The 13,811-nt window shown below is 56.7% G+C and carries 4 protein-coding genes; 1 reads left to right on the top strand and 3 read right to left on the bottom strand.

All coding sequences use genetic code 11. The features are described from left to right. Positions 1–39: 39 nt before the first annotated feature. The 3 genes from ABX962_RS15435 to ABX962_RS15425 are packed head-to-tail and all read right to left on the bottom strand — an operon-like array spanning position 40 to position 4,498. Positions 40–1,431: an efflux RND transporter periplasmic adaptor subunit gene (locus tag ABX962_RS15435; RefSeq protein ID WP_372720912.1), complete on the bottom strand. Its 1,392-nt coding sequence runs from the start codon at positions 1,429–1,431 to the stop codon at positions 40–42. Next, positions 1,428–2,420, bottom strand: coding sequence for an efflux RND transporter periplasmic adaptor subunit (locus ABX962_RS15430; RefSeq protein WP_372720910.1), 993 nt, complete (start codon positions 2,418–2,420; stop codon positions 1,428–1,430). The genes ABX962_RS15435 and ABX962_RS15430 overlap by 4 nt, the downstream gene beginning before the upstream one ends. 2 nt (positions 2,421–2,422) lie before the next feature. Beyond that, positions 2,423–4,498, bottom strand: a complete 2,076-nt coding sequence (locus ABX962_RS15425; RefSeq protein WP_372720908.1) for a TolC family protein — start codon at positions 4,496–4,498, stop codon at positions 2,423–2,425. A 556-nt stretch (positions 4,499–5,054) separates the two neighbouring features. On the opposite strand from ABX962_RS15425, the gene ABX962_RS15420 reads away from it, so the two are divergent. Next, positions 5,055–13,811, top strand: an 8,757-nt coding sequence (locus ABX962_RS15420; RefSeq protein WP_372720906.1) for a DUF4347 domain-containing protein, incomplete at its 3' end; no start/stop codon positions are given.

The following is a 13,811-nucleotide window of genomic DNA, read 5'->3' as shown; positions in this document are numbered from 1 at the left end:
TTCGCTGCGGCAGTCACGGCACCATGTTGCCGGACGCGTCTAATACCCGACCCTCCACAACACTCTTTCAACCCCAGTTCGCACCCAAGACCAGATCCAGGGGCGAAGGGGGCCATAGGTGGTTGCGTCACCTTGCATCCCCGGTCGCAATTTGCCGTTTTCATTTTCGACTTCGATGCGGCCAATAAAAACATTTTTGTCGTCACGAATCTCGGAGGACGGATACAAATCGTCCAGTTCTTGATGGATCGAGCGGCCTCCGATCGAACCAAACCGAATCCGCGCTGGCGAATGAGCACTCACAAAATCGATTTCATGCGCAGGAATCTCCACTTCGATCGCCATCCGATCCATCGGAGAAATCTCGAACATCGTCTGTCCCAATTCCAGGGGTGACCCGACATATTGGCTCAGATCGCCACTGATGATCACTCCGTCAATCGGGCTAACCACTTCCAATCGTTGCAAGCGATCCGAAAGCAGTTCGAAGGTGCGGTTGAGCTGCCGTTCTCGCAAACGTGCTTGTTGGGCATCGGCGATCCGGCCGGTCGCCAACGCGGTGTCATGTTCCTTGGAAGCTTGTTGCATTTCCGCGGCAATCGATTCGCGTTCAAGCCGCAGCGGACGTCCGTCGAGAGTAACCAACAACTGCCCCGCCTTGACCGTTTCGCCCGGCTTGACATGGTTCGCCAACAACGTCGCTTCGAATGGCGTTGCAACCAGTCGCTGCTGAATCGGTTGCACCGTGGCGGTACAGGCGACGCGGTAATGGACGGGCCAAAACGCCAATAGCATCAACACGAGCGACAGTGCACCGGCGATCGTTAACGTACGCCGAGTCAGATTTTGTATTGCTTTAGGGGTGGCGTATTTTGGACGACTCCAAAACACGTTTGACAATGTTCGAATGATCGTTCGCAGCCATTCGCCAAAGACCGACTTGTCGGTAACCGGATAGATCCACAGCAAGCATCGCTCGTCGGAATCACTTTGTGGCATGCACAAGACCATCGCTTGCTCGTGGACCAAAACACCACATTGGACATCGACCAAATCGGACCACTGTTTTGCCGCAGCGATACGGGGCCCGCTCTCGGGGCCGAGCCATCCGAGTCGTTGATCGTACAACCGTTTCAGTCGAGCGTTACCGAGTCCGCAACGGACGGTGGCGTCAGGAAAGCGACGCGAAATCTCTTGAGTCATAATCCGCATCGCATCGACGCGGGTATCGGCCGAAGCGATCGCGCCAATGATCTCGAACAAATTCCCCAGTTGTTCTGGCGGACTCTGGTTGGATGTCGTGCTTGGTCCCGTTGTTTTTTCGCTCGACGGATCGGTGGCAGCAGGACGCGGTTTGACCTTATTTCCAGTCAACGAGACGTGCAGCATCGCATCGGTTTTAAACGCTTCGGATTGCCGTACAATGCTCACCTGGTTACTCCCTCGGGCGACTGCAGTTTATTTTTTAGCGGCCTTTGGGAAACCGCTTGTTTGGCACTCGCCGGATCACGTTGTGAAGTTCCCAAGATGCTGAGGGTGCAGCGATCGCCCGCGCGTAAATGATGCGCTGCATTGTCGAGTACGACTCGGACCTGGACGGTTCCACTTTCGCCGTCGATGTCGGGTGCAATCGAACTGATTTTTGTATCAATCGTCTTTCCGTTGCTTCGCAAAAAGACGCGTGCCGGTGTCCCCACACTCAATCGAGCAATCTCTTCGGCGGGAACATTAAACACGCCAATCAATCGATCCATGACAAGCAGTCGAGCGATCACAGGTTCGCTCGGTGAGACGTACTCACCCGGTTCGCGAAACAACTCGGCGATCACTCCGCCAACCGGAGCGACGATTTTGCGTCGTTCTAATTGCAATTGGTACCGCTCCAATTCCAAGCGACGAAGATGAGTTTGCTCTTGGGCGGCCAACAATCTCGCTTCGGCAATTTCCAAGTCGGCTTCGGTACGACGCAATTCATCGGGTCGAGCCATATTCTTGGCCGCCAATTCACGGACCATGCCAACGCGTTTTCGCTGCAATTCCGCTTCGACTCGCGCCGCGTCCTGGTTGCCTCGCATGTTGGACTGCATTTCCGCCAATTTGACGGCCGACACCTGAACCTCGTCATCAAGACGTCCGATGACTTGGCCCGCCTCGATCGAATCGCCAATCTCGACTTCCATCGACAACAACAATCCGACCTCCGACGCCGCCACCATGATGTCATGCTGAGGCTCCGTGAATCCGTCGTAGACCAAGGTCTGCGGCTGCGTATAGGTCGGCGATTGCGAATAAGCTCGCGGTGCATCGGCTAGTGAAAGAACGCCGATGTTGCACACCAAGGTTGCCGAAACAACGATCGACTTCATACAGTGCCGGAACATTGACATCCCCCCCCATTCGTCTTTGTGTGTTCGTATCATGATTAGGGTCCCCTATGGTCAATGGTTTCGATCAACCCCGAGTCTCTGGTACCAAGCCCGAGTCGTGTTGGTCGCGGCGTCGCAGGCGACGTGACACGAATTTCCACTGCGGGTGGCAGACCATTCGGCGTTGCGGTTGTCGGCTTTGCCCAAGGCAGGAACCTTTCTTTGGATGCATCATCGATTGCGTTGTTGGGCGCGACGCTATCGGGCGTGTCATCGGTCACGTCATCGGGCGAAGAATTTAGCATGTTGGCGGCGGCATCGCCGGATCGATGCTGGAACGATCCAAATTCGCCGCGTGGGATCGACGCCGCGGTGTCGTTGTTCGAGCTGCGGACAATATCGATATCGGTGCGTCCGGGGACACGCAGCGTTTCGATATTTTCGTGGATCAGCAGATTGCCCATCGCACGCTCGAGCTCGATCAACGAGACCAAGTAATTGACTTGAGTGGAAACCCATTCGCGTTCGGCATCCGAGCGACGTTGTTGTGCATCGAGCAGATTTTCGAGCACGACACCGACACGCGTGCCATCGCCACCGAACATCCGATAGCGTTCTGTTAACACGGTTTCTTCGTCCGTGGTGGCCAGCACGGTTTGACGTTTACTTTGATGCTGGGCAATCGAGGTATCGACATCAATCAGCGCGGTTTCGATCTCCGCTCGCGTGACTTGCATCGTTTCCCGCAGCTCTTCTGATTTTTGGCGATACCAGTGAATGGCTTCGCGATGACGGGCACGGGCATAACGATTGCCTTGAGGCATTTCGTACTGCAGTGCTGCACTGAGCCCTGGTCCCCCCTCGGTGAATTGATTTCCGAAGGAATGGAAGACATCATTGTGTCCATTCAGAGCGGCCAAATAGGCATCAAATACCGCGTTCAGTTCGGGTAGCAACTGGTTCCGAGTAATCCGCATCGAAAGCGCAGCCGATTCCAACTCTTTCGCCGCCGCACGGACTTCGGGTCGGTTCTCGAGTCCTTGGATGACGGCATCGCGAAGTGTCCACTGCAGCGAAGCCGCCAACGGAGGATCCAAGGGGATCATCTCTAACGCGTTTTCCGCCGAGACGAGTTCAGGTCGACCGATCAACATCGCCAATCGGGCTTGCTGACGCCGCACATTGGCTTCGGCCGCAATGATTTGATCCATCCGCCGCGCCAAACGGCCACGGACTTTCGCCAGCTCGATTCGGCTGGAGTCAAAATCGGCACGTCCGACGATGATCCGCTCGATCTCTTGGCCTCGCTCTAACAGCTTCTGTTGCTGCAAGAAATGACAGCGCGCTTCATAGAGTTGCCAATAGGCGGTCATCACGTCGGCAATCCGTTTTTCGACCTGCCGCCGCATCTCTTGCCACGAAACCCCCGCATCGATTTGGGCCTGCGTCAACAAACGCTCGGTATAGACTTGCCCACCGCGGGCCAATAACGGACGCGTCAGACTTAAACTCAGCCGTGAATTGCCTTGATGTTTCGGGTCAAAAAACAAACTATTGCTGTTCAGCGTGCCCAATTCTTGAGACAAATCCCATGTCGACCCGCCGCGAGTGGTCCGGGCGACTCCTGCGGAAACGCCAAACGTATCTTGCTGCAGCCGACTGGGGCCCCCGGTGGTCAAGGTGTTGCCGACGGGGTCGTTGGTCATCCCTGCATTGGATTCCAACAAAATCTTCGAATCAAAGGCGGCATCCTGCTGAGTCACCTTTTCCAGTGCCACACTGGTTCGACTCGAAACACTCTTGATTCGCGGACTGTGCGTCAACGTATCAAGCAAAACCGTGTTCAAATCAAACGAAACCCAGTGCGGCTGCGGCATGATCGGCCCGGCAATCGAGGCATTCCACCACTGAAAATCATGCGGGTCACTTGCCGCCGTCGACACCGCAGCACGTGACGAAGAATCGCCGGAAGCTGCAACGCCGGAAACATGATTGCCGGAAGCATGGGCTCCCGAAGGCATATTTTTGTGGGGCTGCTCGGCCTTGGCAATGGACGCAACGGCAGCAAACGTTGCCAAAGCAACGGCTGCTAGCACTGGGCCCAGCGACAAGAATAAGCGACCGCGAAACATATCTCGGTTAGATGCCTACAGAGGGGGACGGGAACAACAAGGTACCGGCGTACAGATGCCGTATGCGTTGTATCGGACGGTCCGAGGGTCAGGTCGTGATGACTATGCCGAAAAAAGTGTCGTCTTCATCGTTGCAATCGGGTAATCGGTGCGGCAGGAATATTCCACGTAATCGTCAAGGTCCCCCCGAACCCAATAGGTGGTCTATCTTGATGAGATTCTTGGGGAAATACGAAGGCGCGTCACAGATTGCGAACGCATGCTTTTATTGGGAATCTGCGGGTTTCCGCACGTCGCGAATACAAAACGCTGCCAAGTTTGCATGTGCCCATCCGGACACCTTTCTGGGGATACGTTTCCCAAACCGAAGTCACCGCGTAATCGATACCGGCAACGCAATCGTCATATTTTCAAGCAGGAATGAGTCTGGACACCCAATAGACCGATGACAGCAAGGAGGCATTCCTGGTAATGCGGGAGCCATCTGGGGTGCCCACAACCTTTTCCACGGGAATCTCCGTCCAGTGCAACTCATTGAACAAGTTGGTTCAGTTTCATGGCTCGCGAATTTGATTTCTATCCATTAGAAGACCGCATCCTTCTCAGCGGCGACGGTCTCGATGCGAGCGAAGCCGCGAGCGACATCGATCTTGATTTAGCGGCTGCGCTATTGCAACAAATCGATGACTCGGATGGAACAGCGATCGATTCGACAACACTCAGTGCGTTGCAGCCAAGTACAAATGACGACACCCGTGGAGCCGAGTCGACTCACACGATTATTGATGGCCCCACTTTCGATCCCGCCAATCCGATCGAGGTCGTGTTTGTTGATTCGCGTGTGGAAGATGCGGACACCTTACTCGCAGATCTCCGCGATGGTGCGGAAGGCCAAACGCAGTGGTGGATCATTCGACTCGACTCGGCTCGCGATGGCATCTCACAGATCAGTGAAACGATGGCATCGATCACCGGCGTCGACGCGATCCATTTGCTCAGCCATGGCGATGGCGAGAGCATTCAATTGGGATCGACGCGGCTTGATGCGGTCACCAGCCAAACCTATGTGAGCGATATCGCACGCTGGGGTCTATCGCTCGATGCCGATGCCGACATTTTGATTTATGGTTGTGATTTAGCGAGTACCGATTCAGGTCGTGAACTGATCCAGCAGATCGCAGTGTTGTGCGACTGTGACGTCTCACTCGCCGATGGCGGTACGGAACACGCACCACCCGCCATCGATTGGAGTATCGAGTCAACGAGCGATACGTTCGTATCAAGCGCGATCGATGTTGCCACGAAGCATGAAGTGGTTTTTGTCGACACGACGGCAGAGGACTACGAGCAATTGCTGAGCGACCTGCTCTCACAGAAACAGGACGGCCGGCGAGTTGAAATCGTTTTGCTTGACAGCGAACGCGATGGGATCGAGCAAATCAGTGAAACGTTGGACAAGCTCGACTCCATCGACGCGGTCCACTTTGTCACACATGGTACCGATCGTGCGGTCAAGTTGGGCGGAACGTGGCTGCAGTTAGATAATCTTGACCAGTACGCACCGCAGTTTGCCAATTGGGGCGACTCGCTTGCCAGCGGCGGCGACCTGCTGTTTTACGGTTGTGATCTGGCGTCTGCCGACGCAGGCCAGCAGATACTCAATTGGATGCATACGTTGACCGGTGCGGACGTCGCGGCCAGCACGGATGCGACCGGCAATGCATTGCTCGGCGGCAACTGGGTGTTTGAATACGAACTTGGCAGCATTGAGACGGGCGTCGTATTCAGTAGCGACTTACAAAGCCAGTGGCAGGGGTTGTTGGCGACGTTCACCGTGACCAACACTAACAATTCGGGCGGCGGGTCGTTGCGGCAAGCGATTCTCGATGCGAATGCGCTCGCTGGCACCGATACGATCAATTTCAGTATCACCGGAGCAGGTGTCCACACCATTAATCTCACGACCGCTTTACCCTCGATCACTGAAACACTGATCATCAATGGTTTGAGCGAACCGGACTACGTCAGCACTCCGGTCGTGCGAATCGATGGTGCGGCAAGTGGCTTTAGCGGCATCACGATTGCGGCGGGCGGTGCGGGCAGTACGATTCAAGGGCTAATGATTACCGGCTTTACCGTGGATGGGATCCATGTTGCATCCGGCGCAAACAATGTGACGATCGCGGACAACTGGATCGGTACCGCAGGCACAGGTACAACCGGTATTGGTAACAGTGGTGTCGGAAACAGCGATGACGGGATCGATATCGCCGGATCCAATGCCAATATATTGCGGAATGTGATTACCAACAGCGGCGACGAAGGGATCACCATTGTCGGCTCCGGCGTCACGGGGCACATCATTCAAGGCAACATCATTGGACTAGACCCTGATGGGGCGACGGGCAGCGGCAACACGGATGTCGGGATCGCCCTCATCTCCGGCAGCGGCAACACGATCGGTGGCACGACGGCAGCTCAGCGAAACGTGATTTCGAATAACTACGAAGGTATCGAAATCAATACGTCTAACAATATCGTGCAAGGCAACTATATCGGCACCGATTCCTCAGGAACGCTCGATCGGGGTAATCGAAATAGTGACGGGGTTGAGGTCAATTCGGGAACCGGCAACCAGATCGGTGGAACGGCGGCCGGCGCCGGCAACGTCATTTCTGGAAACGCCGGCGACGGTATTCAGGTAAACTCCGGCGCATCAGGAACGATCATCCAGGGTAACTTTATCGGCACCAATGCGGCCGGAACCGCTGCCATCGGCAACGATGACGATGGCGTCAGCGTGATGTCGGGTTCGTCCAACAACACGATCGGTGGCTCGACTGCGGCGGCTCGGAACATCATCTCAGCCAACGCCGCGACGGCGATCTATATCGAAGGATCGAACACCGTCGTGCAAGGAAACTACCTCGGCACCGACGTCACCGGAACGGTGGACCTGGGTAACACCAAGGTCACAACCTCCGAGGGTACCATTCGCATCCTCAATGCCACCGGCGCGACGATCGGGGGTACCGACGCAGAGAACGAAGGGAACATCATTGCCTTTGGCGGTGGCGACGGCATCCTGTTGCAAGGAACCAGCACCGGCATTGCGATTCTCGGCAATTCGATTCACTCGCATGCCGGGCTGGGAATCGATCTGGGGGACAACGGTGTCACCACCAATGACGGCCAATTCTCAGACACGCCCGACCAGGATACCGGTGCGAACAACCTGCAAAACTTCCCCGTGCTTTCGTCGATCACCGCGGGCCCCACTCCGGCTGTGTTTGGTTCGATCAAATCGACCCCCAGCCGCACGTTTCGCATTGAATTTTTCGCTAGCTCCAGCGGCGACGCCAGCGGCTATGGCGAAGGGAGGCGATTCATTGACTTTATCGAAGTCACGACCAATGCGACCGGCGACGCCACCATTGGTCACTATCTAGACGGTTTCATCGCCACCGGTGAAACCGTCTCGGCGACCGCCACCGATTTGACGACCAACGAGACGTCCGAATTTGCGGCTAACATCGTTGCCACCAACAACGCACCGGTGCTGGATAACGGGCAAACCCCCGTGATGACTGCGCAGAACGAGGATTCCGGGACGCCGTCGGGCGCCGTAGGAACCTTGATCTCTTCGCTGGTCGATTTTGCGTCTCCGTCGGGGCAAGTCGACAACGTCACCGATTCTAACTTTGGTGCCGCACTAGGGATTGCGATCACCGCCGCCAACACCACCAACGGCAGCTGGTACTACAGCACCGATGGCGGCAGCAGTTGGAGTGCGTTGGGTACCGTCAGCGATTCCAATGCCCGTCTGCTGGCCGCCGATGCCGACACGCGTTTGTATTTTCAGCCAAGTGCGAACTACAACGGTTCAATGGCTGACGCGATTACGTTTCGTGCTTGGGACCAATCCACCGGCACCAACGGTGGCACGTCGGCAATCACGCTCTCACCCGACAACGTTCTGGATACGTTTGGCAGCGTTTCGTACAGCAACAACAACGGCTCGCAATCTTGGAGTGCGGGTTGGGTTGAATCGGACAGTTCGGGCGGTGCCGCAGCGGATGGCCGTTTCAAAGTCTCTGGTGGTAAGCTGGCCATCCAGGCCGCCAATGCGAACGACTACATCTATCGAGAAGTTGATCTGTCGGACGCCGCCAGTGCCACGCTCTCGTTCTCGTACACAAGTGGGCTGGGATCTTCTGCAACCATCCACGCCCAGATTTCGAATAACGGCGGAGCCAGCTACACGACATTGACCGGAGGCGTCTTTAATTCAAGCACCAATACCGGCAGCGGCACAAAGAGTTTCGATATCAGTGGCCAAATGGCAGCGAATACACGCGTTCGCTTTTACGTTGTGTCCGGGGAAACGGGCGCTGGCAATAATGGTTTTTCGATCGACAACGTTGAAATCGCGTACACCTCGCCCGGCGGCGGAACCACCGCGTTTTCAAGTGAAATCGATACTACCTCGCTGGTCATCAATGCCGTCAACGATGCGCCAGTGTCCAGCGGTAGCACGCCTTCGTCGATTAGCGTTAGCGAAGACAGTTCGAACTCGACCGCCGTGTCGTTGGGGATGAGCGGTTTGAGCTACGGTCCCGGTGGCGGTAGCGACGAGTCGGGGCAAACATTGACCTACACCATCACCAACATCCCGTCACACATCACGCTGTGGAAAGCGGATGGGACGACGCAGGTCAACAACAGTGCCACGCTGACACTTTCCGAACTGCAGGGACTGAAATACAAAACCGTCGCCAACGCGTTCGGCAGTGGCAACCTGACTTGGACCGTTCAAGACGATGGCGGCACCGCCAACGGCGGCAGCGATACGCTGGCCCAATCGCTCGCCATTGCCGTCAACGCGGTCAACGACGCTCCGGTGGCCGTCGATGATTCCTATTCGGTCGACGAAAACGGAACATTGGTGGTCGGCCCGAGCACCGACAATCTAGCAAACCACTGGGAATTCGACGAAGGGGGCAGCAACCAGACCACTGCTGACTCGGGGTCCCTCGGAAACGATGCCACCTTGGGTGCCGACGCCGCCGCGAACTCCGACGATCCTGCATGGACCAGCGGGCATCTCGGTTCAGGTGCACTTTCGTTCGATGGATCGAGCGATTACGTCGCCACCTCCAGCACGGTGCTCAAGACGGCGACCAGCTTTACGCTATCGACGTGGTTCCAAACCGACAAGACGTCCGGCCAGCAGCATATCTTGTGGCAAGGGTACAGCGGCGGCAATGGCTACGGATCCGGCCCCGGCACTGCGGCCCAGTCCGAGATGGGGCTGACGATCGGCACTTGGGACCAACCCAACAAACTCGTTTTCTTTATGGGGTACGATGTACCGACCAACGGCGCCGATCCGATCTATATCGTCTCGAATTCAGATTTCACCGACACGACCCAATTCCACAATGTCGCCGTCGTGGTCACCGATCTTGGTGGAGGCACTTATCAAGCATCGCTGTACGTCGACGGCGTGCTCGAAGGGACCGACACCGGGACGGAAAACGACCGCTCGGCGTGGGGTTCGCTGCAAATCGGCAAACCGGGCGCCAACACGCGGTATTTCGATGGACAAATCGATGACGTCCGCATCTATGACACCGCGCTGTCGGAAACCGAAGTGCAGAACATCGCTCACTCCGGCGTGTTGCAAAACGATACCGACATCGACAGCAACCCGTTGAGTGTCAACACCAGCCTCGTGACCGGACCAAGCAACGGCACGCTGAACATCAACGCCGATGGATCGTTCCGCTACACGCCCGATACCAATTTCAGCGGCACCGATACCTTTACCTATCAAACCAACGACGGCGAGACCGATTCCAACGTCGCCACCGTTACGATCACCGTCAACTCGGTCAATGACGCCCCCGTGACCACCGCGTCCGGAGGCACGACCGCCTATACCGAAAACGCGGACGTCACCGTGATTGATTCGGCATTGACGATTAGCGATGCAGATCTTGGTGATTTCGATGGTGGATCGCTGAGCGTGACGATCTCGGCGAACGGCTCGGCGAACGACCGTTTGACGATTGTCCCTGGCGGCAACATCACGATGACCGGGACCAACGTCTACCACAGCGGTGTGTTGGTCGGCAGCGTCAGCGGCGGGCTGGGAACGTCGCCGTTGGTGATTTCGTTCAACGCCAATAGCACACCAGGAATCGCCCAAGAAGTCGGCCGGCAAGTCGGCTATTTCAACGTATCCGATGCGCCGTCGACCACCGCACGCGCGGTTGACTTTGTCGTAACCGATGGCGACGGCGGAACCAGCAGTACCACTCAGAAACAGGTTTCGGTGGCCGCCGTTGCTGATGCCCCGATTGCGGTCGACGACCATCACGGGTTGTCCTTCGATGGCGTGGATGACTACGTCAATCTTGGCAGCGATCCAGGGCTGGTATTCACCAACACGATGACAATGGAACTGTGGGCGCGGCCGACGGCCTATCCCGCCTCATCGAGTTTGTTGCTAAACAAAGAAGGCGAGTACGAGATCGGCATTTCGTCGACGGGGACGCTGATGTGGGCCTTCGCCAACACCGACCCCGGATGGGCTTGGCATGACACCGGTTATGTGCTGCAACTGAACGAGTGGTCTCACATTTCGGTGACCTACGACAACGGCACCGTCAATGCGTACGTCAACGGCAACACGGTCGAAACCTATTATGGCAGCGGACCGATCGGCGATGCGCATACCGATAAAGATGACTTGCGAGTGGGCGGCCGCGAAAACAATCCGGCCGGCAAATACTTTAGCGGCGAGATCGACGATGTTCGCGTTTGGAGCACATCGCGCACGCAGACGGAAATCCAAAACAATCTCGATCTCACCCTCACCGGCAACGAAACCGGGCTGGCCGGCTATTGGGCCTTCAACGAAGGCAGCGGCAGCATCGCTTACGATTCCACCAGCAATGCGAACCACGGAACGTTGACCGATGGGGCCGCCACGGGAGCACCGACGTGGACCGGCTATAGCACTGACCAAGATTCCGCCATCAATATTGCCGCAAACGCCGGCACGCTTTCGAACGATGTCGATGGCGAGGGCGACACACTTATCGTCAGTGCCGTCCAAGGCTCGGCGGCCAATGTCGGCAGCGCCATCATGCTCGGCTCGGGCGCTGTGGTCACGGTCAATGCCGACGGCAGTTTTGACTACGATCCCAATGGTGCCTTTGACGGCCTGACCGCCGGCGAGACCGGAACCGATTCGTTTACCTACACCGTTAGCGACGGCAACGGAGGCACCGATACCGCGACCGTAACGATCACGGTCAACGGCATCGACGACGCCCCGACGATTATTGCAGATTCGGACGTGGACGATTCGGGGAATCAAGTGATCGATTTCCAAGGCGGCGATGACACCATCACGCTGTCGGGACTGCCGTTGAACACCGCTGCGGGAACGGACGTGACGGTCGAGTTCTGGATGAACTGGGATGGCGTTGATAACGTGATGCCGTTTGGATTCGGATCCTACGACTTGTGGTTGTCAGGGGGCAATTTTGGATTTAACTCGGGCAACGGCGACCTTTACGGAATCAGTGCGGCCGGTCTAGAAACCGGTTGGCACCACATCACCGCGGTGTTCCGCAACGGCGATGTGACCGGCAGCCGTTTGATCATCAACGGTGTCGAGCAGACGATGACCCAGCTGCAAAATTCGCCCAGCAACGGCAGTGCCTACGCTTCGTCAACGGCAAAAATCTCGGGATGGAACAGCAACTCGAGCTACAAGTTCGACGGCCAAATTGATCAAGTCCGAATTTGGAACGGCGGTCGCAGCGAGACGCAGGTTCGCGCGGACATGTTCAACGAGCTGTCGGGGCCTCAAACGGGGCTGGTCGCATCCTACTCGTTCACCGGAGCGACCACGGGCGCGGGCGGTGTGATCGACGACAGCGGCAACGGTCACCACGGCACAATGGGCGGAATGACCGCGGCGAACGTGATCAGCGGCAACGGGTTTTCGAATCTTGGCGATCAAACGGTCAACGAGGACGATCTTGTCACGCTCGAAGTTTCGGCGTTTGATCCTGAAAACAGTGCGTTGACTTACACCTGGACTCAAACCTCCGGTCCTGCCGTCACGCTGAGCGACGTCAATGCGGAAAAGCCAACGTTCACGGCGATCAATCAACCCGCCGATTATCAAGTCGTCTTTACAGTGGACGCTTCCGACGGAACAAATACCACCACCGAAACCGTCACCATCACGGTCAACGCGATTAATGATGCCCCTAGCGGTGTGGATAACACCGTCGGCACACTCGAAGACACCGACATTACGTTCACCGCTGCCGACTTTGGGTTCAGCGACGCGGCCGAAAGCCACAATTTTAACGCCGTTCGCATCACCAGCCAAACGTCCAGCGGCACGCTTTACGTTGACGCGGATAACGACGGCGTGATCGACGCGGGCGAGACGGTGGTCGCCGGTAACTATGTCAGTATCGCGGATATCAATGCAGGACGACTGAAGTACAAACCGCTGGCCAATGAGAATGGAACGGCGTATGCCGAGTTCACGTTCCAAGTCCAGGACGATGGGGGAACCAGCGGTGGCGGTCAAGATACCGACACGACCCCAAACACGATGACCATCAATGTCACCGCCGTCAACGATGCTCCGGTGCTCGATGACACAGGCACGATGAATCTATCGACCATTACGAAATATCAAACCGACAATGATGGTCAATCGGTTGCGTCGATCATTGCCAGTGCCAGTGGTGACCGCATTACCGATCCCGACGCCGGTGACGGCGAAGGGATCGCAATCACCTCGCTTTCAAGTGGCAACGGAACATGGCAATATTCTACCGATGGCGGAAGTTCGTGGAACGCGATCGGCACGGTGACCACTTCATCCGCGCTGTTGCTTCGCGATTCGGATCGCATTCGCTTTGTCCCTAACCCCGCGAGCGGCACGACTGCTAGCTTCACGTTCCAAGCTTGGGATCAAACCAATGGTGTCGTTGGAACCAAAACCGATGTGACCACCAACGGAGATGCAACCGCATTTAGCACCGCTAACGAGACCGCCAGCATTACGGTGATCGATGCCAACGCGGCTCCTGAGCTTGACAGCAGCAAGGATCCGGCACTCGATGCCATCAACGAAGATGCCGGAGTTCCATCCGGCGCAGTGGGCACCTTGGTATCATCGCTTGTCGATTCTGCCACGCCCGCGGGGCAGGTGGATAATGTTACCGATGCCGACAGCGGCGCGGCGTTGGGGATTGCCATAACCTCGGTCGAT

The sequence above is a fragment of the Novipirellula sp. genome (assembly GCF_041583735.1).
Taxonomy (GTDB): domain Bacteria; phylum Planctomycetota; class Planctomycetia; order Pirellulales; family Pirellulaceae; genus Novipirellula.
The sequence above is the reverse complement of the archived record's forward strand: the minus strand, read 5'-3'. Positions and strand labels throughout refer to the sequence as shown.